Origin of the sequence: Exiguobacterium sp. s191 (genome assembly GCF_018618955.1) — a bacterium.
Classification (GTDB): Bacteria; Bacillota; Bacilli; order Exiguobacteriales; family Exiguobacteriaceae; genus Exiguobacterium_A; species Exiguobacterium_A abrahamii.
The window spans coordinates 976,620-999,018 of the sequence record NZ_JACSNC010000001.1 but is presented as its reverse complement, the minus strand read 5'-3'; the positions used below and the strand labels follow the sequence as shown (position 1 = coordinate 999,018).

General features: G+C 47.8%; 25 protein-coding genes. 17 read left to right on the top strand and 8 right to left on the bottom strand.

The genetic code is table 11. The features are described from left to right. Positions 1 to 21 precede the first annotated feature (21 nt). Complete coding sequence (locus KNQ09_RS05390) at positions 22 to 171, top strand: hypothetical protein (RefSeq protein WP_023468457.1); 150 nt, start codon at positions 22 to 24, stop codon at positions 169 to 171. Between the two features lie 44 nt (positions 172 to 215). Here KNQ09_RS05390 and KNQ09_RS05385 read toward each other — a convergent pair whose 3' ends face one another. Both KNQ09_RS05385 and KNQ09_RS05380 read right to left on the bottom strand, forming a co-directional pair. Continuing rightward, positions 216 to 914, bottom strand: a complete 699-nt coding sequence (locus KNQ09_RS05385; RefSeq protein ID WP_214857759.1) for a DUF3169 family protein — start codon at positions 912 to 914, stop codon at positions 216 to 218. After that, positions 911 to 1,117 carry a helix-turn-helix transcriptional regulator gene (locus KNQ09_RS05380; protein ID WP_023468455.1) on the bottom strand — a complete coding sequence of 69 codons (207 nt, stop codon included), beginning with the start codon at positions 1,115 to 1,117 and terminating at the stop codon, positions 911 to 913. The genes KNQ09_RS05385 and KNQ09_RS05380 overlap by 4 nt, the downstream gene beginning before the upstream one ends. A 237-nt stretch (positions 1,118 to 1,354) precedes the next feature. Between KNQ09_RS05380 and KNQ09_RS05375 the strand changes: the two genes are divergently transcribed. The 10 genes from KNQ09_RS05375 to KNQ09_RS05330 all read left to right on the top strand — a co-directional run bounded on the left by KNQ09_RS05375 (position 1,355) and on the right by KNQ09_RS05330 (position 10,867). Beyond that, a complete protein-coding gene (locus tag KNQ09_RS05375) occupies positions 1,355 to 2,881 on the top strand; it encodes a M3 family metallopeptidase (RefSeq protein ID WP_214857758.1) in 1,527 nt (508 codons plus the stop codon). Between the two features lie 381 nt (positions 2,882 to 3,262). Next, entirely contained in the window at positions 3,263 to 3,703 is a 441-nt protein-coding gene (locus KNQ09_RS05370; RefSeq protein ID WP_214857757.1) for an NUDIX domain-containing protein, read from the top strand. 96 nt (positions 3,704 to 3,799) lie between these two features. Beyond that, the gene (locus KNQ09_RS05365; RefSeq protein WP_064299779.1) at positions 3,800 to 4,501 is read left to right on the top strand and encodes an ABC transporter ATP-binding protein; all 702 of its coding nucleotides are present in this window, start codon (positions 3,800 to 3,802) and stop codon (positions 4,499 to 4,501) included. After that, on the top strand, positions 4,498 to 5,268 hold the full coding sequence (locus tag KNQ09_RS05360; RefSeq protein WP_064299780.1) for an ABC transporter permease: 771 nt from the start codon (positions 4,498 to 4,500) through the stop codon (positions 5,266 to 5,268). The genes KNQ09_RS05365 and KNQ09_RS05360 overlap by 4 nt, the downstream gene beginning before the upstream one ends. A 10-nt stretch (positions 5,269 to 5,278) precedes the next feature. Further along, a complete protein-coding gene (locus KNQ09_RS05355; RefSeq protein WP_064299781.1) occupies positions 5,279 to 5,701 on the top strand; it encodes a cytidine deaminase in 423 nt (140 codons plus the stop codon). Positions 5,702 to 5,797: 96 nt separating this feature from the next. Further along, the gene (locus tag KNQ09_RS05350; protein ID WP_214858577.1) at positions 5,798 to 6,547 is read left to right on the top strand and encodes an ABC transporter ATP-binding protein; all 750 of its coding nucleotides are present in this window, start codon (positions 5,798 to 5,800) and stop codon (positions 6,545 to 6,547) included. Next, positions 6,544 to 8,988, top strand: a complete 2,445-nt coding sequence (locus KNQ09_RS05345) for an ABC transporter permease (RefSeq protein ID WP_214857756.1) — start codon at positions 6,544 to 6,546, stop codon at positions 8,986 to 8,988. Before KNQ09_RS05350 ends, KNQ09_RS05345 begins: the two co-directional genes overlap by 4 nt. 29 nt (positions 8,989 to 9,017) lie before the next feature. Beyond that, positions 9,018 to 9,335 (top strand): hypothetical protein, encoded by a 318-nt coding sequence (locus tag KNQ09_RS05340; RefSeq protein WP_214857755.1) that lies wholly within the window; start codon positions 9,018 to 9,020, stop codon positions 9,333 to 9,335. A 31-nt stretch (positions 9,336 to 9,366) separates the two neighbouring features. Beyond that, entirely contained in the window at positions 9,367 to 9,837 is a 471-nt protein-coding gene (locus KNQ09_RS05335) for a hypothetical protein (protein ID WP_214857754.1), read from the top strand. Between the two features lie 106 nt (positions 9,838 to 9,943). After that, positions 9,944 to 10,867 (top strand): DMT family transporter, encoded by a 924-nt coding sequence (locus KNQ09_RS05330; protein WP_214857752.1) that lies wholly within the window; start codon positions 9,944 to 9,946, stop codon positions 10,865 to 10,867. Positions 10,868 to 10,919: 52 nt separating this feature from the next. Here the strand turns inward: KNQ09_RS05330 and KNQ09_RS05325 are convergent, their stop codons facing one another. Continuing rightward, entirely contained in the window at positions 10,920 to 14,156 is a 3,237-nt protein-coding gene (locus KNQ09_RS05325; RefSeq protein WP_214857750.1) for an FtsX-like permease family protein, read from the bottom strand. 65 nt (positions 14,157 to 14,221) lie between these two features. Then, positions 14,222 to 14,809 carry a hypothetical protein gene (locus tag KNQ09_RS05320; RefSeq protein WP_214857748.1) on the bottom strand — a complete coding sequence of 196 codons (588 nt, stop codon included), beginning with the start codon at positions 14,807 to 14,809 and terminating at the stop codon, positions 14,222 to 14,224. 186 nt (positions 14,810 to 14,995) lie between these two features. On the opposite strand from KNQ09_RS05320, the gene KNQ09_RS05315 reads away from it, so the two are divergent. Together KNQ09_RS05315 and KNQ09_RS05310 are read left to right on the top strand one after the other, a co-directional pair. Continuing rightward, positions 14,996 to 15,526 (top strand): nucleotidyltransferase family protein, encoded by a 531-nt coding sequence (locus KNQ09_RS05315; protein ID WP_214857746.1) that lies wholly within the window; start codon positions 14,996 to 14,998, stop codon positions 15,524 to 15,526. Then, positions 15,523 to 16,233 carry a hypothetical protein gene (locus KNQ09_RS05310; protein ID WP_214857744.1) on the top strand — a complete coding sequence of 237 codons (711 nt, stop codon included), beginning with the start codon at positions 15,523 to 15,525 and terminating at the stop codon, positions 16,231 to 16,233. Before KNQ09_RS05315 ends, KNQ09_RS05310 begins: the two co-directional genes overlap by 4 nt. 277 nt (positions 16,234 to 16,510) lie before the next feature. Here the strand turns inward: KNQ09_RS05310 and KNQ09_RS05305 are convergent, their stop codons facing one another. Then, positions 16,511 to 17,386, bottom strand: a complete 876-nt coding sequence (locus KNQ09_RS05305) for an alpha/beta hydrolase (protein WP_214857742.1) — start codon at positions 17,384 to 17,386, stop codon at positions 16,511 to 16,513. A gap of 144 nt (positions 17,387 to 17,530) precedes the next feature. Between KNQ09_RS05305 and KNQ09_RS05300 the strand changes: the two genes are divergently transcribed. Beyond that, entirely contained in the window at positions 17,531 to 18,145 is a 615-nt protein-coding gene (locus KNQ09_RS05300; RefSeq protein WP_214857740.1) for a histidine phosphatase family protein, read from the top strand. A 35-nt stretch (positions 18,146 to 18,180) separates the two neighbouring features. Here KNQ09_RS05300 and KNQ09_RS05295 read toward each other — a convergent pair whose 3' ends face one another. Then, entirely contained in the window at positions 18,181 to 18,759 is a 579-nt protein-coding gene (locus KNQ09_RS05295; RefSeq protein ID WP_214857739.1) for a hypothetical protein, read from the bottom strand. A 117-nt stretch (positions 18,760 to 18,876) separates the two neighbouring features. Here KNQ09_RS05295 and KNQ09_RS05290 point away from each other — a divergent pair, with 117 nt between their 5' ends. The 3 genes from KNQ09_RS05290 (at position 18,877) to KNQ09_RS05280 (ending at position 20,879) form a co-directional block, all read left to right on the top strand. Continuing rightward, a complete protein-coding gene (locus KNQ09_RS05290) occupies positions 18,877 to 20,163 on the top strand; it encodes a right-handed parallel beta-helix repeat-containing protein (protein WP_214857738.1) in 1,287 nt (428 codons plus the stop codon). Beyond that, positions 20,160 to 20,390: a hypothetical protein gene (locus KNQ09_RS05285; RefSeq protein ID WP_214857736.1), complete on the top strand. Its 231-nt coding sequence runs from the start codon at positions 20,160 to 20,162 to the stop codon at positions 20,388 to 20,390. The genes KNQ09_RS05290 and KNQ09_RS05285 overlap by 4 nt, the downstream gene beginning before the upstream one ends. 75 nt (positions 20,391 to 20,465) lie before the next feature. Further along, the gene (locus KNQ09_RS05280) at positions 20,466 to 20,879 is read left to right on the top strand and encodes an SRPBCC family protein (RefSeq protein WP_064299794.1); all 414 of its coding nucleotides are present in this window, start codon (positions 20,466 to 20,468) and stop codon (positions 20,877 to 20,879) included. Between the two features lie 79 nt (positions 20,880 to 20,958). On the opposite strand, the gene KNQ09_RS05275 is transcribed toward KNQ09_RS05280, so the two are convergent. Both KNQ09_RS05275 and KNQ09_RS05270 read right to left on the bottom strand, forming a co-directional pair. Continuing rightward, positions 20,959 to 21,663, bottom strand: a complete 705-nt coding sequence (locus KNQ09_RS05275) for an AAA family ATPase (RefSeq protein WP_214857734.1) — start codon at positions 21,661 to 21,663, stop codon at positions 20,959 to 20,961. Positions 21,664 to 21,673: 10 nt separating this feature from the next. Then, entirely contained in the window at positions 21,674 to 22,381 is a 708-nt protein-coding gene (locus tag KNQ09_RS05270) for a hypothetical protein (protein ID WP_214857732.1), read from the bottom strand. Between the last annotated feature and the right edge of the window lie 18 nt (positions 22,382 to 22,399).

Here is a 22,399-nt window from a genome sequence, read left to right as displayed (position 1 = left end):
GGAATCTAAAGGAGGGTGTCTATGATCTTTATTGCTATTTTTCTCGCCGTTGGTGGAGTCGTTTGGTTCATTTCAGCGCGGAGTCAATCGAAACATCGATCGCTCGACGATCAGGAATATACATTGAATCAACATGATGTCCATCAGCAACAAAATCATCGTGATTTTTGAAGGCATGTAAAGGAGCACCCGGTCGACGGACCGGATGCTCCTTTTTAGCGATTGCGTACATGGAGAAAATATTTTGCGTTGCTCCAGATCAAGGCGATAATCAATAAGCTGATTGCAAAGATCTGAGATTGACCGGTCTCATACGAATACACGACCAATACGACGATAATCCCCATCAATAGGAGTTGCAAAGAAGACTGTGAACGGATGAGTCCCTCTAACATGACGTGTCGCTCGCCGTCATCTGAAGCAGCGAACAGCTTTTTGATATAGTTTGTTTCCGAGTACTTCGGGAACTGACGGTCCGGATATATATGATGCATGAGATTAAGATAAAAAACAGAGGCAATACAACTGATGACGAAAAAGAATCCGCTCAGTATCAAATGAAGTCCGAACTGGTTTTCAATGATGCTAAAAGAAGCGAGCCCGATACTGAGGAGATTGGAAAACTGCACGATCATCATGCCGTCCGCATAGTAGCGATTCACTTGATCGTCAATCGCGTCCTCTTCGTCGGAAGAAACGGATCGTCGAGTCAATTGACGAATTTGTAAATAGCGTATGACGTAACTCAGAGTCAAGATCGTCAAGATAACGAAAAGACCAGTGAATATGTAATCAAGATAGAGCGATCGTTCAAACTGTGACAAATTGGTATTTTTGAGGACAAACATGACGAAATAACTGCTGATACCACCGAGTAATGCTGCGATGATGACCTTGACTGCTTCCTTGTTCATGTTAATTCCTCCTCATCGAAATAAAAGATGTCTTCTAACGGTGTGTCAAACACACGAGAAATTTTGACGGCGATTAGTAGCGACGGCATGAATTCTTCGCGTTCGATTAAGCTGATCGTCTGGCGCGAAATGTTCGCACGCCGTGCCAGTTCAGACTGATTCCACCCGTGACGGGCGCGTAATTCTTTTAACCTGGATTTCATATAGGGATTCACCTCCTATATAATGTAACTTATCATAGTCTTTTTGACAACGATAATAGTCAAAAAAGATAATATAATAGTCAATTATTTGTAAACCGATCATATCGTTGGCATAAACTGTATACTGGAATAAGTTGAAAGGAGATGTGAAATCCGTCGATGAAATCTCAGTCATGTATAAACAATGTTATTAATAATGATGAGAATGTTACGCACCAGATTGCTTCGATTCTCCAAATGGAAGAGACATTGCTCAAACAAAAAATCGCGTATCTCCAGGACGTCACAGACCCCGGTACCACTTCTGAATACGAACAAGGGCGTCAGCAACTATCGGATAAGCTCGATACGTTGAGACATTCCGTAAAAATGGATCTCGCCTCGCGCGATGACGTCACACTTCGAACGAGAGCACGTTTTGAACAATCACTCAGAGCAACAAGTGTGACAGAAGAGGAAGCACGGCTCATTCAAGACTATCTCCGAATTGAGGCGACGATGCTGACAAAATCGGGAGAGTCGGTTTCGGATCTCTATGCTGCTTTATTTGACGCGGATGAATCAACTCGAAAACAAGCGCTCTTATCGATTGAGGAAGCGTTCCGCACGAAAGAATCCGTCATTCAACCGTTGTTTTCACGACTCGTTGATTTACGACAAGCGCGTGCCTCTGCAAGTGGTAAGATCGGATACGAGGAACTAGCTTTTGCAGAACTCGGACGCGTCGATTATACGAGTCAAGATGTCGATCATTACGCCACCATCATTCAATCCGACTTTCTACCGGTCAAACGGCGATTTCAGCGCGAACAACAAACGTTTCTCGGTAAACAGACGATCCATCCATGGGACGTCCGACAATCGGCATATACACAGATTGATCATCACGTGACCGGTTCTGACACTTCATTCTTAGACAAGGCACAAGCAATTCTCGAGAGTGTTCATCCATATTTTGCGGACGTATTAAAAGAAATGCGACATAGGAATCATCTCGATATCGGTGCCCGGTCGAACAAAGCCGGCGGAGGGTTTTGTGAGTATTTACCGGTCGAACAACAATCGTTCTTATTCATGAATCGCATCGATACGTTTGATGATCTCGTCATCTTCATGCATGAGATCGGCCATGCCGTCCATCATGATGCGATGAAAGAAACGTACGACGGACTACAACCGATTCCGCTTGAAGTAGGGGAGTTCGCTGCCATGTCGCTCGAGTTGTTGACGATGAACGAATGGCATCAGGTGATTCCGGATAAAAAAGACGTTGCCCGGGCAAAACTCGAACAGATGCGTTCCATTGTCGAGTTCTTACCCGAGACGATCATCGTCGATCGTTTTCAATCTTGGCTCTATGCTCACCCCGACCATGATCCGACAGAACGACATGCCTATTATGCCGATCTCCGAGAATCATACGATACGGACGTCATCGATTGGTCGGAAACACCCGATTGGAAAGGCCACGAATGGATGAGTGTCATCCATCTCTTTGAGACGCCGTTCTATTACATCGAGTACGCGATTGCTCAGATTGCCGCTCTTCAGTTGTATTACCGTTTCACGAAAGATCCCGACCAAACGCTGAAAGATTTCGTCGCAGCTTTAGCTCTTAGTCAAACCCATTCGATTCAAGATGTCTACGCGAGAGCGGGTGTATCTTTCTTGCCGACTGAAGGAGAGATGAGCGAATTAGTGAGCTTTTTGACATCAGAAGTGGAGACTTGGAAGATAATTTTACAGGACGGTACATCGATATAATGAAGGACGACAAGAAAATTCATATACCAGAAGAGTTAGAAAGCCTCTATTTTTTCGGAGTAGAGCCGATTCTTGAGTTTCCGGAGGAAGAAGCATTCTATCAGCGGTCTAAATACATGTTACACAACTCCTCAAAAGAGCGTATTCAGTTTATTCTGTATCCGGCATTTACTGAAATTGAACTCCATGTCCTCCGACCGACTGGGGAGACGCTGTCACGATTACGAATTGAAACAATCCAATCCTTAAAATATGTTGAAGAAAACGGAAAACGTCTGTTACTTGATCATAGTGATGATGAATATTACCGCATAAGTGAGATTCAACTGGATCCGTTATTTTGTATCATTCAGACGGAAAGAAGAAAATAGGAGGACGAACATGAATATCTGTAAAAACATCGTCTATGCGACATTATTCAATGCCACAGGCGATCAATTATTGATGGTCGAGAATCGTGGCGATCACGGTGATTACTATACATTGCCCGGTGGGACGGTCGAACGAGACGAAACGCTACATACGGCAATCACGCGCGAAGTACTGGAGGAGACAGGATTTACGATCATTCCAGGCGACATCGTCCACGTGGCAGAAGCATTCTTCCCGCAAGCGAGGGAACATTGTCTCTTTTTCTTCTTCGCGGGAGAAATCACCTCCGGTCAATTAAAGACGAATGTTCCAGAAGAGATTTCCGGACTTGTCTGGATGGACCGTGAAGAAGCGTTCAAACACCTCAATTTACCGGAAGCATCAAAAGAATCGCTCTTTGCTGGTCGAACGGTACCGTATGATTTTGCCGGAGAGATCATCCACGCGTAAGGAAGTGTCGCTTGACGTACTAAGGTGACGGATTTTCGGGTACAACATTACAGGAGCATTACCCGAAACTTGTAGAAAGTCAGGTGAACACACAGTATGTCGATTCTTACGTTTCACGAAGTCAGCTATCAACACATCTTACACGAAATAACAGGTGAGTTCCGCGAAGGTGTCATTACGACGCTCGTCGGACCGAGTGGTGCCGGGAAATCGACGACATTGAAACATATCAATGGACTGATTTCTCCCGATCGCGGCGAAATTTGTTTTCGAGGCGAACCACTTGAGCAGATGAATTTGCTCGACGTCCGCAAACGGATCGGGATGGCGTTCCAAAGCGCGCCGATGATTCCAGGTACCGTCTACGATAATATCAATTTGCCGAAATCGATCTTCGGTGAATCGTTACCGCGCGAAGAAGCGGAACGTTTGCTACAACAAGTTGATCTATCTGTCGAACTTGAGCGACCGGTCAAAGATTTGTCCGGTGGCGAACGAAGCCGACTTGGAATCGCACGGACACTCGTCAATCGTCCGGACGTCCTGTTGCTCGATGAAATCACGGCAAGTCTCGATTACCGGATGGTACAAGAGATTGAGAAGCTAATCCTTGATCTACAGCAGGAGTTACAGACGACAATCATTTGGATTACGCATGACTTAGAGCAAGCCAAGCGGGTCAGCGACGACATTTGGTTTTTAAAGGATGGACGATTGATCGAGTCTGGTGCATTCAAGGAACTCGCTTCAAATGGTCAAGCCGAGACGCAAGCATTTTTGAAGGGGGAATCGGTATGAGTTACCTCCAACTGGCGACTTCGCTCATCTTCATTTTGATTCCCCTCGTCTTAGCACGGACGTTACGGCTTGGTCTAGAGAAGGACATCATCATCGCAACCGTTCGATCGATTGTACAGCTGTTGATCATCGGTTATATTTTGACGTTCGTCTTTGAAAGCGGAAGTCCAATTTTCATGTTACTGATGATTCTGTTGATGATCGGTGCAGCGACACTGAACGTCATCCGTAAAGGGGACGGGATTCCCGGGATCCAGTGGATCATCTTGTTCACACTGATTGCGGTCGAAGCATTGACGATGGGCATTTTGCTCGGGTTACGAATCATTCCGTTCGAAGCCCAGCAAGTCATTCCAATCAGCGGGATGGTCATCGGAAACTGTATGATTTTGTCGCTATTGTTTCTCAATAAGTTCAAGGACGAGGTCGAACGAAGCGACGAGGTCATCGAGCTGATTCTTTCACTTGGTGGAGATGCGAAGACAGCGATTGATACGAGCTTAAAAGGCGCGATCCGGACAAGTATGATTCCAACGATCGAAGCGCAAAAAACGATGGGGCTCGTTCAACTGCCAGGGATGATGAGTGGGTTGATCATCGGTGGCGCGGATCCGATGGAAGCCGTCCTCTATCAACTATTGATTCTATTCCTAATCTTGACGACGGCAGCGATGGCATCGGTCCTCGTTGGTTTTCTATCCTACCGTCGACTGTTCAATGAAAAAGCACAATTCATCGGTTTGACCTATAAGAAAAAAGATACGTAAGGAGCAGATTATGCAGACTTATCCGATTACAGAAGCCGACCTAGAACTGGTCGAACTAGCAACCGAAACGATTCAAAGCCGTTACACCGACGATAAACATCACGTCGCAGCTGCGTTGCGGACAAAAGATGGCGCGACGAAAACGGGTGTTCATGTCGAAGCCTATATCGGACGGGTGACGGTGTGCGCGGAAGCCATCACGATCGGTTCCGCCATCACGGATGGATTGACGGATTTTGAGACGATCGTCGCCGTCCGACATCCCTATTCGGATGAGGCGGACCGAACGATTCGTGTCGTCAGTCCGTGCGGCATGTGTCGCGAATTGATTTCCGACTATGCACCGGACGCATTTGTCCTCTTGACGATCGACGATCAGTTGACGAAAGTCCGGATTGCGGATTTGATTCCATTAAAATATGTCCGACAATAACCAGTAACTCCTCGTCGTTTAGATGAGGATTTTTTTGCATTTACTTCTAAATCATCCTTATTATGGTTATGATAAAGGCGGAATAACTAAGGAGGGATATGCGTGTCAGCTTTATTAGAAGTCGAACGGTTATCAAAAACCTACATACGTGGTACGGAGACGATTCATGCATTAAAACAAGTCAGCTTTACGTTAGAGGAAGGAGGGTTCATCGCCATCATGGGCACGAGTGGCTCCGGTAAAAGTACACTGTTGAATATTCTGGGAGCGCTTGACGCGCCAACCGGCGGAACGTTGACCTTAAAGGAAAAACGGCAACGCGACATCTTCACTGAGCCTGCTGCGACGTTATACCGTCAGCAACACATCGGGTTCATCTTTCAATCGTTTCATCTGCTCGATGATTTGACAGTTCAGGAGAACATCGCTTTACCATTGATGTTGAAGGGGACGGATGATAAAAGGATCAACCAAGAGGTAGACACTTGGCTCAAACGAGTCGGACTGACGAAGTGGAACAATCATCGACCGCAAGAGCTGTCGGGTGGACAACAACAACGTGTCGCAATCGCACGTGCCTTGATCAGTCGACCACCGATCATCTTAGCGGATGAGCCGACGGGGAACCTCGATTTCAAGACTTCTGCTGAAATCATGCAATTGCTTCAAGAACTCAATCGCGAACAACAGACGAGCATCCTGCTCGTGACCCATGATGCGACCGTAGCCGCTCATGCGAAACGTGTACTGTATTTCCATGACGGACAAATCGTTGCCGATCAACTGTCGACCGGTGATGTGGCGCCGATCTTAGAGACATACGAGCAGTTCGTGGGGGCTGTATGAAACGACAACATCTCTTCCGTCTTTCGCACCGTCTGTACCGTAAAAGTCCGATGATTTTAGTGACCTCAATCGGAAGCGTCATGATTTCGATTGGTCTTGTCTTAACGATGGTCATTTTTTTACTACATAATCAAGCCGCAATCGAGACAGATCGTATACAAAGATATGGTCAAGTCGATCTGACGGTCAAATATACACCTGAAGACGAGCAGGCGGATCAGTCCGTGTTGGAGCAACTTAAAAAGAATCACGATGTCTTGGGAGCAGAGTCGATCTTACAGACGACAGCGCGCGTCGCTGGTCAAACGATGGCTGACGTGGAGACGATAGGAGTTCATTCGGATGCCCTGACGAAAAGTCGGTATCATTTCACGAACGAATTGGAACAGGGAGAAGCAATCCTGTCAGCTCGACTCGCGACGTCGCTGGATCGTAGTGTCGGGCAAACGCTTCGCGTTGGAGAAGCGACGTATCGGATCCGTGAGATTTTACCAAATACAAAAACATCTGAAGCTTCGCACGATCAAGTCTTGCTTTCGTATGCTGATCTGAAAAAGAACCATCCGATCGAAACGAAAGCCGTCTTGCTCAATCTAAAAAAAGAGGTGGATCTCGTCCACTATGCCGATACGCTCGTCAAAACGAATCCGAAGCCCCGAATTGAACTTTCGGAAGGGCAAGCGCTCTCACCGGCGCTGAACGGCTACATCGGAATCTTGTCAGTATTGATCCTTGTCGTGTCCGGGTTCATCTTGATGGCGAATTTCGACTTGTATTTACGTAAACATGCCGTCCAATTTGCGATCATGCGGACGCTTGGGGCGACGACCCGACAACTGTTTCAGCTGTTCTTCGTTCAATCTGGATTGATTGTCTTAACGGGCACGATGCTTACGATTCTAGGCAGTGTTTGCTTACCGTTACTTGGTCAACTGGTATGGCCGACAGAGGGTAAAATGATTGTCTCCCTCATGATTGATCAGGGAGCGTTCTTGATGCTCGTAACGTTCGGTAGTGCCTTGTTAATTCTGCTGTTGCTCGCGAGTACGGCTTATCGAAAACGGGATGTGTTACCACTCCACGTCTTGCGAGAAAATCTGAAAACGGCGTCACGACCGACCCGGCGAAAACGTCTCGTCCTGTTCAGTAGTGGATTGACCGGCAGCTTAGTATTATTCGCTGAAGTGATTGCCAGTACGGGTGGGTCACGGGCGATCGCCTGGCTCGTTGCGACCGTCGCCTTTTTACTGACGATGTATCTTGCGACGCCACTCCTCTTGAAGGGAGTGCTCCAGCGAGCGGAACCGATTGTTCGTCGGTTAGCGGGACCGACGAGTTTCGTTGCCTTCCGGGGCGTGTTACCGCAACTCCGGAAAAATGCTTGGTTGATGCTGATCGTTCAAGTCTTGATGATCATCGTCGTCATCGGCTCGACGTTCCTTGAGACGGTGCAACAAAACGAGCGGAAGTACATCACCAGCCAATATCCGACAGAAGTCGTCCTAAAGAGTCGTTTGGATGAAGGATCGCAAGGAAACCCGTTGCAATTGATTCGACAAATTGAAACCGACCTACCTGGCGCAAGAGCGACCTTCCTGTCGTCTCGCAATTCCTTCGAATACCAGTCGCCTCAAGAAGATATCTCGATCGAATACGAAGTGACGGACTATCGTCGTCTGGACGTCTTAGCGGGAGAACAGACGAGTGACACAGAAGGAATCATCGTCTCACGTACATTCGCTAAAACACACAGTCTTCAAAAAGGCGATATGTTGCCGCTCGGGCGATGGGACGGGGAACAAGAACGAAGCGTTTCGGTCGGTCAATTCCGAATCGTTGGAATCGAAAAGAAGATGGCACCAGATGTCCTCGTGGATTGGCGGAACGAGCAGCTGCGGCAACCGAACGATCAGATCTTGAATGTCTTTATCGACGTTCCGTCCGAGTTAACGAAGGCGCAAGTGACCACAACATTATTAGAGATCACAGAAAGTTATCCGACATTGCAAGTGAATCGACTATCTGACGCGCTTCGCGATGCGGAGCAACAAACGATGGAACGCTGGTTCGTCTTCTTGATTGCGCTTGTCGTCATGAGTGGATCCGTCTGGTTCGGACTTGCGAACGCCTTACTCAGTTTCGTGAGTGGCAAACGAGGCGAATACGCCTTGCTCCGAACGATTGCGTTGACACGGAACAAGCTCCGGCAGCTGACACTCATTCAAATGCTCTTATTCATTGGGAGTGGCATCACCTTTGGACTGATCAGTGGACTTGGTGCGACCTTCTTCGTGACACGGATTGATGATACGGGATCATTTTACTTCAACGTACCGACGATTGCCGGAACCATTGTCGGTTTAATAGTTCTTGTCATAAGCATTGCTTGGTTCGTCACCCGACGAAAGCAGGAAAACCTCGTTCACGAATTGAAACAGTAAGTAATGGCACGTGAACCGGGGGGATCGAAATGCGAAAAACGATCGGGGCGATTCTATTACTCGTAATAATTAGCGGTGTCGGCTGGTGGATGATCGCAGATGAACGGGATGCGACCTATGAACAGATTGTTGAAGTACAAGTCGTTCGACACGTGACGAAGCAGTTCGGACGCGATGATATCGCATCGGTCAAACCGTACTTCGTATCGTCGGAATCATCAAAATCACGACGTCATCAGATTGCCGTTCAGCTGAAGTCGGCACCGACGGGAGAATACCGGATGTATCGTGTACTTCAAAATAAAGTCGAGTACATCGGTCGATCTCGGACAGTTCGATCAGATTAAAAAGATACGTCACATCAGTTGGAGGATTTAGATGAAAACGAAAGCCGAACGCATCGCGTTCATTCAAGAAGAAAAGCGGCAACTCGTCAAACCACGTTTATACAGCTCGTTGTTGTACGGTGTCAGTATATTTTTGGTCGTCGCCAATCGGGACGTGTACTGGCCACTATTTTTATTATTTGTGGCATTGGTCTGGATTGCGCGGCTTCACTCGCAAGAAGTCGAACGTGATATGGCATTAACAGAAGAGCCACAGATGAAGAGAATCATTCAATGGCAGTACGTGACGGATTTTCTGTTCGTCATCTTGATGGGACTCTTCTTCCCGATGCTGATCGTATTCGACTTGCCATTCTTCCTTAGTTTTGCCGTCTACGTCGTTCTTGCGATTGCTTTGCTCGTGTCCGATATGCGACTTGAACGAAACGGAAAACGTCTCGATGCCGAGCATCCGACGAAGAAGGAGTTAAGGACGTATCCGAAGTCGTGGAAAAAGATATAATTCGTGGAGCCGGTCGATGAACCGGCTCCTTTTTTGAGCATTCCTGTCGCTTCCGCGTGCGAGCCTGCCGTATGATGGAAAGGCACATGAAGAAGGAGGTCCTCGTATGCTTGCTATCATCATTGGATTCATCATCGGTCTGCTCGTGCCGGTTCAAACGAGTGTCAATACACGATTACGGGGTGTCGTCGGTTCACCGTTCCTCGCTTCGCTGATTTCCTTTTCGATCGGCTCACTCTTCCTACTGCTTCTCGTCTTGCTCGTCGATGGGGATTTTACAGGTCTCTCAGCTACTGCCGATGAACCGTTTTGGATTTGGGGTGGAGGGTTGCTCGGCGTCATCTATTTGACCGGAAACATCCTGCTGTTTCCGCGACTCGGAGGCGTCCAAACGGTCATCATGCCGATTTTCGGTCAAGTCATCATGGGACTGTTGATCGATCATTTTGGATTGTTTGAAGCGAACGTCACGACACTTTCGTTGACACGGGTCATCGGTGCAGTGCTTGTGTTACTCGGTGTCGTCGGGACGGTCGCGCTTGGTGACTATTTCGCACGACGGCGGAAGCAACAGGTGGCATCATCAGAAAACTCGGTGCTTGTCTGGCGTCTGCTCGGGATTCTGACGGGTATGATGAGTGCTGCCCAGACGGCGATCAATGGTCATCTCGGAAGTGTTCTCGGGTCAGCCGTCAAAGGTGCCTTGATTTCATTCGTCATCGGTACGATCACCTTGTTATTACTGAATCTGATCCTCCGAACGAAATGGCACATCGATCGTTCGCAACCCTTACCTGCTTGGATTTGGATCGGGGGATTGATCGGTGCGTTGTTCGTTGCCGGTAATGCCTTCATCGTTCCGCTCGTTGGTACAGGACTCGCCGTCGTCATCGTCACGATCGGTCTTCTGACCGGCAGCCTATTGATTGACCGTTTCGGCTGGTTCGGTGCGAAAAAACAACCGGTCACTGGTGTGCAGATCGTCAGTCTACTTGTCATGCTAGGTGGCATCATCCTGATTCGTTTATGAACAAACAGACCGTCTCGCGCATAGGGGAATCTACGCGCAAGACGGTCTGTTTTTAGTCGTTCTTTAAATCGATTTTGATTGAAATCGTCTTCGCGAAGTTATCCCCTGAGACGAACAGGACGAATTCCGTCTCGTCTGCCGGAACTTGATAGACGAGATTGACGTGTGCTTTGCCCGGAGCGACGTATTTCAGTCCTTGTTTCCAAGTTTTTTCGTTCTTATTTTCATAATCAATCGGTTCGTAGACTCCGCTGACTCCAGTCAGACTGAAACGATTCGGATGGTAAAACCTTTCTTCACCGATTTCTTGATAAAATGGATCTTGATAGAACGTCGGTACAGTGATGTATTGATAACCTGCTTTTTCTTTTAATTTCAAGGAGGCAGGCGGTTGCTTCAATAACGTACCAACCCAAAAACTTGTATCTTTGACGACGGGGTCTCCCGGGAACGTCTTGATGACGCCTTTCGCCATCGTTTCTTCAATCACACCGGAAGCTTGTTTTTCTGTTTTCTTAAGCGTTCTCTTTGATCCGGTCACACCATCTGTAATCTTGCTACCTGTCGTGATGACCTTCGGTGCTTGAGCGGTCGGTGTCTGTTCAGCTGGCGATTCATTTGTCCCAAACAGGAATAGCGATAAGACACCGACGAATAGCACGGCACCAATCGTTGAGAGAGCCAGTTTGAAGCGACGCTCCGTCTCTTTGGAATTGACGCTGACACTACTGATCGCTGCATTCGGAACGATTCGGACAGCCCGTTGAGCTGGCAAGACGGCTCCGATAATTCCAGTTACAAGCGGAATTAGAATCGTTGCAGATAAGAAACCGAGTTCCGATGTCGGGAATTGACGGTAGACTTGCCAAATCATCGCTAGCGCAAAGAGAAGACCGACAATCCCAGCAAGTAGCCCTGTCAACAAACCTTCCAGTAAGACAAGTCGGCGGATGAGTGTGTCTTGCCAACCTGTCGCCTTTAAGACGGCGAGTTGACTGCGACGTTCATTGACGTTTTGCCAAAGAATTTCCGTCGTCGTCAAAATAGCAATCAATAAGGCGACACCCATCGCGACATAATGCATCATGCCGACTTCTAAAGCGACGTATTCGCCGAGCCACGTTGCATACAAGACTCCTTTTAGACGGAATGTCACGAACAGGAAGAAGATGAACAGACCCGTTGGTAAGGCAATCGCGATGATGGAAAGAAGCGTTCGTTGCCAGTATGTGAAGAGTTGGTTCATGCTCATACCAACAATCGATTGGGAGCGGACGAAGCGTCGTGAACGAGAGACTTCCCCGGAACGCATACTCTCATACGGCTTGATTCTTCGGATCAATGTCATCGGTACGAGTGTACCACCCCAGTAGATGAGTAAACCGGCTAGTCCGATTAAAAGAATCCGACCCAGTGCGATTGGATGGTCCGTCGTCAACCAGAACGTACCGAGGATCGTCCAGGCGATTAGTGCGACGAGAGAACCGAGTAGCGTCGCTTCAAGGAATAGCAGTTTAGAGAGCTGACGTGGCCGCCAACCGAGTGATAATAGAATCGCGAACTCTTTTTTACGAGCGTACAGCAGGATGATGTTAGAACTAAAGACATAGACGAGTGCGACCGCGATGACGCTAGCGATGACACCAGACATACCGACTTTCGCTTCCTGGAAAATCGTCATCGAAGAACCGAGCTTAATCCACGGTTGCTGCACCCAGCCAAGCGCCGATTTTTTTTCTAGACCCGGTAAGTAAGTCAATGCAAGTTGCGGTGACGAACCGAGCGTGACGTCCGTGATCAAACCGGTCTTATCCTCGATTTCGCGAGCGACATCTTGGAGTTTTTGCTCACTCGCGGCATTCATCTGATCGACACCTTTGACGTTGACACGAATGACGGAGATCGCTTTTTCACCGCGAATCTTAAAGGCGGCATCGAGCGTCGTCAACATCGAAGGTGGTTTCGTCAAAAAATCATAGGCGTCGTTCGTCGGCTTGACGTCCTTGACCGGATTGACCGGTCGATCGTTTTTGTCCATGACCCATTGTGCTTTAGCTGGGAAGTAAGTTTCCATCGGTAATTCGGTTAACGGATCCTTTGATAAATTCAATTTCTTCGGATTGAAGACGCCGATATAGTTCAAGCGAATCCGTGGCCAATCGTCACTCGTTTTTCCGAACATCCGTGCCTCACGATACATCGTCCGTTTCGCAAGTAAGGAATCAGGATTGACTTTTTTCGGTTCGACCTGATAACTGAAAGGCCAACGCGAAGCGAAAGGGCTCGAAATCGTCTGGTAACTGATTGGTGACGGTTTGAGGATCAGCCACTCGGAGTTACCAGAGGGTAATGTCGGAAAGGAGTCGGTCATGATTTGCTGGATCAATTTTTTCTGAACGTCTTGTGTCGTGACGGAATAGGTTTTTCCAGGACTATCCGTCGTCTTTAACGTTTTTAAATATTTTTTACCGCCCCGTTTCGTCACATCTCGAATCGTCTCCTGAATCGAATCATTAATGAGGGGAAGATCTAACTTTTCATACGTATACGTTCGCGATGCGTCGACATACTCGCGCTCGTTCATCAATATGGGAAGCTCGACCGTTCCAAGTTCCGGATCGACGATGTTTGCTGCGTCCTGTTCGTCAAAATAACGGCTATGTTTGCCGGCGACTGTCGCCTCGTCTAGACCGATCAAACGGGCTTCCGCTTTTGGGTCAATTCCGGCAATCATCGTATCGCTCCCGAACTCGAGCAAAGGTTCTTCACCGAGCGCAGCAGGTGAGACACCAGAGATAGTGGCATTTTCATCCGGCGTCCACCCAGCAGCAAGATAGTTGACGGAAGAATACTTTTCGACGTTTAATCCGGTATTCTGTTTGTTAGTGATCGTCAACTTATAGACACCGTAATCATCAAAACGATGCGTACCGACGTTTGCTCCTGTCGCATGATTTCCAATCATCGCGATTGGAGCAGCGACGTCGACATCTGCAATGGCTTGAATTGTTTTGTATTGTTTCATCGTGATCCCACCGTCAAGACCACTCATATAGTTCGGTTCGAGTAGTTTGAGGTCTTCCGTCACGCTTCGACTGTTCGGTGGACGAACGACGATATCGTAGGAAGATTTCCAGCGTTTTTGTAACTCGTCAACGACCGTACCGTTGTTCGCTTGCGTCGTGCCGATCAAGTAACTCAATCCGGTACTGACGACGAGTACGCCGACGAGTAAGAGGATGAATCGTTCTTTGTTGCGCCACCAAGAATTCCAAATGAATCGTAGCACTCACACCACGTCCCTTCTAAAATACTATGTAAAAAGCGCCTACACATTCATGCAAGCGCGACAGTTCATAACTCGATCTTAATCGCATGTGTTTTCGGGAACGCGTCGGAATCTGCGAGTAAGACGAACGTTTTCGATTTGACTGGTACTTGATACACGAGATCGAGTTGAGCACGTTGTGGAGCGTAATACTGATGACTGTTACGCCATGCCTTCGGATTATGGTTGACATAGTCGACCACCTTGTATTCGTTGCCCTTACCGTCATTTAGAACAAACAAGTTCGGTTTATAAATGCTGTAACCTCCCACAGTCTCAGTCGTATCATGCAGGACAAGTGGTACGGTTACGTAGCGGAAACCCGTCTTTTCTTTTAACTGTAATTCTTTTGGGGGAGAAGCTAAAAGTGCTTCAGCACGGAATGACTTCTTTTTTAATTCCGGATCACCAGGATACGTTTTAACAATTCCTAGCTTCATCAATTCTTGAATCGATTGAACATGATCTTCGGTTGTTTCATTAACACCAGCTAATTTCGTTTGTGATGAGACGTTGACGGGTTTATCCTGATGTGAAGCCCAGTACCAACCAACACCACCAAGCAGAGCAAGAGAAGTCACAAGCACGGGAATCGTTTTACGAAAACGTGACATGAAAACACTCCTTTTCGTTGAATTGTCAGAATAGTTATACAAAATATACTATTTACAAGGAATGGAAACAAGTGATAATACAAAAAATGGGATAAAAGTCAGGAAATGATTCCCGTTCTGATGAAATGAGGTAAACTATAGAAAATAAGCAACCAGCATCATGCTGCGTTGGAGGGAGAAAACGAAATGAATCAAGCTGACATCGAACAGCGATTACGAGAGGATGCGGAAGTGCAACTCATGCTGGCCACTGTAGAACGACTTGATTTGCCGGATTGGTGGATCTGTGCCGGTGTCTTACGTTCGAAGGTTTGGGGAACCGACTTAAACGCACAGTCGGACATCGATATCGTCTATTTTGATCCATCGGATATTTCAGAAGCGACGGAAAAAAGACATGAGCGACAATTGTGTGAATGGCTTGATTTACCGTGGTCGGTCAAGAATCAAGCACGCATGCACGCAGTCAACGATTTGCCTCCATACACATCAGCACAAGATGCAATCGCGCAGTTCCCGGAGACCGTCACGGCAATTGGCGTGACGAGACGACCAGATTTTGAACTTTACCTTCCATATGGAGCAGATGACTTTACGGATCGAATTATTCGCCCGACACCATCTTTTCAAACCGGTACCGAGCGTCATTTAATTTTCCGGCGACGTGTGATCGAAAAAGGATGGCAAGACGATCCAGGTCTACAAATATGTAAATGAAACAAGAAGGAGCGTATGCGATGAAACGAATCAGTTATAAAAAAACGATACCGCTCATACTAATGGGACTCCTCTGTATCAGCGGGTGCGCGGCGGAAAAGAATATCGAAGTGAAGGAAAAGATTCACGTTGATGGTACAAGTCTGTTTGACAGTGGGTCCTATCCGACTGCTGTAGAGACGGCCGAGCATCAGTTTAAATATGACTTGAGTGACAAGTCCACCTATACGTTAAAGCAAGACGATTTCCGAGTGGACGCGCGATTCTGTGACTATAACTTACTGCTAGCAAGCGTGATCGAAGGACGATTCGATTCGCTGATGATTTATGAAAAGAAGTCGAACTGGATGTTAAGCAGTTCGATGGATCTCATTCGGGATCAATCGACGAAAGGCGAGTCGATCGAAGGGAGCCTAGCGTGGGAAGGAGACAAGAAAAAAATGACGACGAAAATTGTCACGAATCATCATTACACGGTGATTGAGACACGACTGAAAAGTGAGCAGATTCCGGCACGATTTGGAAAAAGGATACGTACCGTTAACGGATTGAAGGTACACGTTCAAAAGCAAGGGAAACAGCTCAATCTTGCCTACCAAAACGGAACGGACGTGATGTGGATCGTCAGTGATCGACCGGAAGAGACAACCATGCGATTGATTCAGAAATCACCAGACAGCCCGATTGACGCGCTTCTCACCGAGTAGACATTTGACCAGACCGAATAGACAAAGAGGCTGATTTAAAAAAGAATGACGTGTCTTTTCACGCCCTTTCCTCAGGCGAGACACAAGCCAGCCTACCTGCCTTATTCAAGCAGGTAAGCGGGTCTTGTTTGTCTCTGACAGCGCAACAATGCGCTTTTTCCTGTAGGAGTGGCGTGAAACGCGTCATTCTTTATTTACACGATAAGGGTGGCAAATCATCATTCTGCCCCCCCTTATCTTTGGGGAAACCGACTTTTGAGTCAACTCCCCCCTATACTTACGAACGATAAACGGACTTGAGGTAATCCGCGATACGGTACCAAGCCTGAAGTGCCGCGTCCAAGTCACCATGGTGTGTAAAGGCATGAGCTTGACCAGCAAATTCCTGGTGTTCAACAGCGACACCTGCCGCCTGAAGACGTTTCGCATACTGCCGCGCCTCCTGCGCCAGCGAGTCGTGCTCCGCCGTCAGGACGAGCGTCTGTGGTAACGCATCGAGTTGAGCCGCATAGAGTGGCGAAGCGAGGTGATGATACGCGTCTTCCGTACGAGCGATGTACATCGCATTGAACTGCCGTGCCTGTTCAGCGGGGATCGCTTCCTCGAAGAATGGTTTATCCGCGGGATCCGTCGCGAGATCAAGCGGAGAGTAGTCCAGAATTTGAGCGATGAGCGGCACAGGATCTGTCTGCTCAGCGTTCCATAACGATACGGCAGTCGCAAGATTGCCACCGGCACTATGCCCTCCGATGGCGATACGTGAAGCATCAAGGCGTAGCGTATCAGCATGTTGGAAAATCCACTGAACGACCTCATAGGCGACATGAACCGGAACAGGAAACGGATGCTCCGGCGCTAACGGATACTCGACATTGAGAACATGACAGTTGGCGGTCTCAGCGAGAAACAGATTCCATGGTTCGTCCATCTCTGGCGTTCCGGTGATGAAGCCGCCACCATGGAAACTGATGAATCCAGGTAGCGGTTCTGCTGCATCAATCGGTGAGTGGCACAACACTCGGACATCTCCGACTGAAGTCGGCACGTGTAGCGTAGTCGTGGTCGCTTGCGGTGGATGAGGAGGTGTGACTTGAGGACGTTCCTCATCCGAGCGGATTTGTTTGGCAAGGTCAATCATCTCTTGGCGATTCATCGAATTCCTCCTTTAGGTCTATCTTCATCATACCGAACGGATTGGTGAATTTCTCTTCTGGATTCGTTTTCTCTAGTTGCAGGAAAAAGCAGCCAGAGTTTGATACACTTTTGAAAGAAACTAGAAATCGAAAGGATGGAACAGATGCCAACACTTTACATTACGCGTCATGGCGAGACGGAATGGAACTTAGAAAAACGAATGCAAGGCTGGGAAGACTCTCCTCTGACAGCAAAGGGCAGGCAAAATGCGCGGGACCTTGGTCACCGCTTACGTGAAATTCATCTGGATCATCTCTACATCAGTCCGATTGGTCGCGTCCGAGAAACAGTTCGAATGATGGATCTCGATCCAGCGATTCCGGTCACTATCGACGATCGATTGCGTGAAATGCACATGGGGGCATGGGAAGGGCGGACGGCGGCGGAAATTGAAGTCGCACACCCGCTTGCTCATGCTGCATTTTGGCAAACGCCGCATACGTACATACCGGAGAGTGGAGAATCCTTTGACGCGGTCCGGGAGCGCATTCTATCGTTTTTGGAACGACTGGCAGACCATGAAGAAGACGAAAACATCTTAATCGTCACCCACGGCATCTTCCTTAACATCTTGCTGACATATCTTCAACGAAAGCCGTTCGCGACATTATGGGATCCGCCGTTCATTCATGGAACGAGTTTGACGATCATTGAATACAGGGATGGGGAAGCCGTGATTCGATTAGAAGCTGACATGTCGCATGTCATAGCGGACTAAAAAAACGGCGGACTTTTCTCGGTCCGCCGTTCTCCTTATCGTGATTTCGTCAAATAGATCAAAATTGCGCCTTCTTGTTTTCTGACCTTTAGGTGAGGAGAGGATAACGTGTCGATTGAGCGACCGATGATCGATTCTCCTGTCGTATAGCGTTTGAGGAGTAAGGGATAGAATGAAGCATTCGTCTGTTTTTGATCATTGAATTGACCGCTGTCAGTCTGGACGTTTTGAGGTAAGGTATAGGCCGTTTTCGTCTCAGGAATACCATTCTTCGCATCAAGCGAATAGGTGAAGGCATGCGAATCGTTAAGTAGGTTCAAATCATACGTCAACTGGAACGGCGTGCGATCATATGTACCGGCAGGAATCGATTTGTCGATCAGCACCTCTGGTGATTCTGTATCGTCAAATTGGACCGCCTTGAGCTGGAGCGGGCGATCGAGTGTACCAGTTAAGAAAAATGTCCGCTGTTGCTGCGACTCGTCCTTCGTGGTAGAAGGTGTGATCGAAAAGGAAGACTTCTTGATCTTGACGGTTTCTTTTGGAAGGACGGTTGCTTCCGTTGTGCAACCAGCAAGCAAGAAGGGAAGGGTGAATAAAAGCGCGTATTTCATGACGTGATCCTCTTTTCCATAGTCATAGTGAATCGAGATGAAATTGAAATATTCAAAAAATTAGAAATGTTACCTAGATTATACCAACAATGTTCTTGCTAAATAAAGGAGGAAATCATGAAAGGCAAATGGTTATTAGCAACCGTCCTGCTCGTCGGTTGTGCCTCGACAAGTGAAGAGGTCGAATCGACGGCAAAATCGTTATACGTCGCACCGAACGGCAGTGATAAAAATACTGGCACGTTGAAGCATCCGTTTAAAACGATTCGACAGGCGACACAAAAAGCGACTGCGGGTACGACGGTCTACTTGCGAAAAGGAACGTATCACGAGAAGCTGAACGTTAGACAGAACGGAACGAAAGAACGCCCGATCACCTTCCGAAACTATCAAGACGAGCAGGTCACGTTAAGCGGGAAAAAAATCAAAGATCGGGACGCAACCTTACCGATCGTTCAGGTGAAAAATCGAAAATATGTGACAATCCAAGGACTGACGATCGAAGCCGTTCAGTCGAAACGGTCGGATGCGACACCGATCGGCATTTTGGTCACGGGATCAGGATCTAACATCACGTTGAAGAACAATACGGTTCGCCAGATTAAGACGCTCGCGAAAGATGGGAATGCACACGGCATCGCCGTCTACGGAACGGGAGCGATTCGTCAACTGACGATTACCGGTAACCGAGTCGAGCAGAATCGTCTCGGTTTCAGTGAAGCCCTCGTCTTAAACGGAAACGTCAAACATTTCCGTGTGACGAAGAACGTTTTACGGGATAACGACAACATCGGCATTGATTTGATCGGACACGAAGGAATCGCTCAGTCGAAGAAAGACGACTACGTCCGTGAGGGCGTCGTGTCGGAAAATCGTGTTTACCGGACGTCGAGCTACGGCAATCCTGCTTACGGGAAGGAATACAATGCAGCCGGTATCTATGTCGATGGTGGGAAGAATTTGACGATTGAGAAGAATCTCGTCGAAGCGAGTGACATCGGGATTGAAGTGACGAGTGAACATGCCGAACGATACGCAGAAGATGTCATCGTGCGCCAGAATGATGTACGGCAAAACGTCTACACCGGAATTGCGATCGGTGGGTATGACACGAAGCGAGGCGGTACAAAACGTGTCCGGATCGAGCAAAATCAGCTGATCGGGAATGATACGAAAGGACTCGAGGGTGGTCAATTGCTCGTCCAGCATGATGTCCATGACAACACGATCATCAAAAACACATTCGATGGTTCGTTAAGTGTCGCCCATTACTTCAAGACGAGTTCGGGAAATCAGTTTGAAAAAAATACGTTCCAGCATACAAAACGTTTCATGTGGCGCGACGCCTCCTATAAAACGGAACAAAGCTTTCTGAAAGCGGTCCGAAAGGTGGAAGGAAGATGAAGTTATCGGAGCGACTCCTCGCTTACTGGGTCCGGATTCCGAGACGCTGGCGGCTTGCAGCGTTGACCACCTGTATGTTAACGATTTGGACGGTGGAAGGCGTTCGGTTTTTAACCAGTCCGGCGTTACGACTGCCGACCGTTACCGATGCAATCATCTGTCTCGTTCCGGCGATTCTATTGTTTGTGGTATGGAAAACAAAGCGTTCAAAATCACCTCTGAATTAATCGATAAAAACAAGGAATTTGTCTAGGTATTCTCGAAAAAAGGAGGGAACTTCAAATTAGTAAGGAGGAAGAAAGATGACGAAACTAACGATTCAAGCCGTGATTGATCGTCCGGTCGAGACCGTGTGGGAGATCTGGAACGCACCGGAAGACATCAAACGCTGGAACGCAGCGTCTGACGATTGGCACACGACGGCGTCAACGAATGATTTGACGGTCGGTGGTCAATTCACGAATCGAATGGAAGCAAAAGATGGTAGCATGGGGTTTGATTTCACGGGTACATACGAGACAATCGTTCCTTACGAACGCATTGCGTATGTCCTCGAAGATGGTCGCCAGGTGACGATCGACTTCTCCCGGAACGGAGAACAGACCGAAGTCGTCGAATCGTTTGATGCCGAAACAATCAACCCGCCTGAGATGCAACAAGCGGGTTGGCAGGCGATCCTTGATCGGTTCAAGTCATATGCGGAGTCGAAAAAATGAACATATTATAAAAACCGTTCAGTATACTTGTGTTCCACTTAGGAAATACGAGTATACTGGACGGTTTTTTTAGAATCCATCAACCTGCTAACTCCAACATCTGAACGAACGCGACGTCCGGATCGGTCGTCTCGAATCGGTTCAACCAATCCTTGAAGTCGCCTTCGTACAAAATACGACCGTGATGAAGGAAGATGACATGGGCATCGGTATGCAATAGATCGTGTAATTGATGCGTCGAGAAGAGGCACGTTTGACCGTTTGCTGTCATCTGCTCGAAGCGTCGCATGATATGAAGCCGTGTTGCCGGATCGACCCCGCTCGTCGGCTCGTCAAAGATGTAGAGCGAACGTGGTACTGTCGTCAACAGAGTCACGAACAACCATTTCTTTTCGCCAGCGGACATCTTACCGATTTTCATCTCCCAAAGGTGAGCGAATAGATCGAGCTCTCGTGGCTGTTTCAGGTGACGCGTATACGTCTCTTGCTTGCGATATGCTTTCAAACGGGCGAGCCGGCCGACGAAGACAGCGACATCCTTGCCCTTTAGTTCGTCCGAGTAATAGATGAATTGCGTCAAATAAAGAATGTCCGAGATATCGGGTAAATCAAGCTCACCGGACGTGATCGGTAAAGCACCAGTCATGCAATCAAACAGTGTCGTTTTCCCGGCACCGTTCATCCCGATCAAGACGTTCAATTTTCCGGGAATGAGTGAAAAGGAGACATCGTGTAACAGGTCAGGTGATTTCGGATAGTTAAATCGTATGTGTTGGACGTGCATCTGAATCCTCCTATCGGGTCAGCAATGACATGAGATTAAAGCGTTTGACAGAGAATAGACCAAGTAATAAATAAACGACGAGTACGACGGTCAAGATAAGTAACGATGCTCCCGTAACGTGCTCGGAGACGGCGAGACCGAGTGTTTTCATGACATAAAAAGGATTCAAGTAACTGTACCAACGATCCGGTTGGCTACTTGCGAACAAGAACAGGGGATACATGACGATGTTGATCAATGTCGACATACTCGAAATCTTTGCCGGAAGCATCGTCAAGGCGATGCTTGCAAAAGCAAGCGGGATGCTGAGCAACAAGACGAGATATGCAAGTAACAACGTCAAAGGTGAGAAGAAGCCGAACACGAGCATCAGGATCGTCGTAAAGACCGTTAAACTAACGGTTGCGAACACGAGCTGAACGAGTACGAGTGCGAGAATACAACCGATCTTACTACCGGAAATCATGGTATACGTTTTCATCAAACCATGCTCCCGCATCCGGGCAAGCTGGAGACCGATGCCATTCACGTAAATCGAAAGTAAGATATAGCCCCAAAAAAGCGCGAGGAACGAGAGGAAACTGCTCTCGGTGAAGTCGAGTCGTGACCCGAAGACAAAGGCGAGAATCAATGGGAAGATCAACGACCAAAAGACCGGAATCTTATCCGTCAGCATGATTTTTAAGTAGAGTGTGAAGTAGCTAGGAATCGAATACATATGTGCCTCCATTCAGTG

What these genes read in the sequence shown, in the direction of transcription:
- KNQ09_RS05390 (WP_023468457.1), top strand. Translation starts at nt 22, where the DNA reads ATGATCTTTATTGCTATTTTTCTCGCCGTTGGTGGAGTCGTTTGGTTC.
- KNQ09_RS05360 (WP_064299780.1), top strand. Translation starts at nt 4,498, where the DNA reads ATGAGTTACCTCCAACTGGCGACTTCGCTCATCTTCATTTTGATTCCC.
- KNQ09_RS05355 (WP_064299781.1), top strand. Translation starts at nt 5,279, where the DNA reads ATGCAGACTTATCCGATTACAGAAGCCGACCTAGAACTGGTCGAACTA.
- KNQ09_RS05310 (WP_214857744.1), top strand. Translation starts at nt 15,523, where the DNA reads ATGAAACAAGAAGGAGCGTATGCGATGAAACGAATCAGTTATAAAAAA.
- KNQ09_RS05330 (WP_214857752.1), top strand. Translation starts at nt 9,944, where the DNA reads ATGCTTGCTATCATCATTGGATTCATCATCGGTCTGCTCGTGCCGGTT.
- KNQ09_RS05280 (WP_064299794.1), top strand. Translation starts at nt 20,466, where the DNA reads ATGACGAAACTAACGATTCAAGCCGTGATTGATCGTCCGGTCGAGACC.
- KNQ09_RS05300 (WP_214857740.1), top strand. Translation starts at nt 17,531, where the DNA reads ATGCCAACACTTTACATTACGCGTCATGGCGAGACGGAATGGAACTTA.
- KNQ09_RS05305 (WP_214857742.1), bottom strand. Translation starts at nt 17,386, where the DNA reads ATGAATCGCCAAGAGATGATTGACCTTGCCAAACAAATCCGCTCGGAT.
- KNQ09_RS05375 (WP_214857758.1), top strand. Translation starts at nt 1,355, where the DNA reads ATGGAAGAGACATTGCTCAAACAAAAAATCGCGTATCTCCAGGACGTC.
- KNQ09_RS05295 (WP_214857739.1), bottom strand. Translation starts at nt 18,759, where the DNA reads ATGAAATACGCGCTTTTATTCACCCTTCCCTTCTTGCTTGCTGGTTGC.
- KNQ09_RS05315 (WP_214857746.1), top strand. Translation starts at nt 14,996, where the DNA reads ATGAATCAAGCTGACATCGAACAGCGATTACGAGAGGATGCGGAAGTG.
- KNQ09_RS05385 (WP_214857759.1), bottom strand. Translation starts at nt 914, where the DNA reads ATGAACAAGGAAGCAGTCAAGGTCATCATCGCAGCATTACTCGGTGGT.
- KNQ09_RS05345 (WP_214857756.1), top strand. Translation starts at nt 6,544, where the DNA reads ATGAAACGACAACATCTCTTCCGTCTTTCGCACCGTCTGTACCGTAAA.
- KNQ09_RS05275 (WP_214857734.1), bottom strand. Translation starts at nt 21,663, where the DNA reads ATGCACGTCCAACACATACGATTTAACTATCCGAAATCACCTGACCTG.
- KNQ09_RS05380 (WP_023468455.1), bottom strand. Translation starts at nt 1,117, where the DNA reads ATGAAATCCAGGTTAAAAGAATTACGCGCCCGTCACGGGTGGAATCAG.
- KNQ09_RS05365 (WP_064299779.1), top strand. Translation starts at nt 3,800, where the DNA reads ATGTCGATTCTTACGTTTCACGAAGTCAGCTATCAACACATCTTACAC.
- KNQ09_RS05335 (WP_214857754.1), top strand. Translation starts at nt 9,367, where the DNA reads ATGAAAACGAAAGCCGAACGCATCGCGTTCATTCAAGAAGAAAAGCGG.
- KNQ09_RS05285 (WP_214857736.1), top strand. Translation starts at nt 20,160, where the DNA reads ATGAAGTTATCGGAGCGACTCCTCGCTTACTGGGTCCGGATTCCGAGA.
- KNQ09_RS05270 (WP_214857732.1), bottom strand. Translation starts at nt 22,381, where the DNA reads ATGTATTCGATTCCTAGCTACTTCACACTCTACTTAAAAATCATGCTG.
- KNQ09_RS05320 (WP_214857748.1), bottom strand. Translation starts at nt 14,809, where the DNA reads ATGTCACGTTTTCGTAAAACGATTCCCGTGCTTGTGACTTCTCTTGCT.
- KNQ09_RS05340 (WP_214857755.1), top strand. Translation starts at nt 9,018, where the DNA reads ATGCGAAAAACGATCGGGGCGATTCTATTACTCGTAATAATTAGCGGT.
- KNQ09_RS05370 (WP_214857757.1), top strand. Translation starts at nt 3,263, where the DNA reads ATGAATATCTGTAAAAACATCGTCTATGCGACATTATTCAATGCCACA.
- KNQ09_RS05290 (WP_214857738.1), top strand. Translation starts at nt 18,877, where the DNA reads ATGAAAGGCAAATGGTTATTAGCAACCGTCCTGCTCGTCGGTTGTGCC.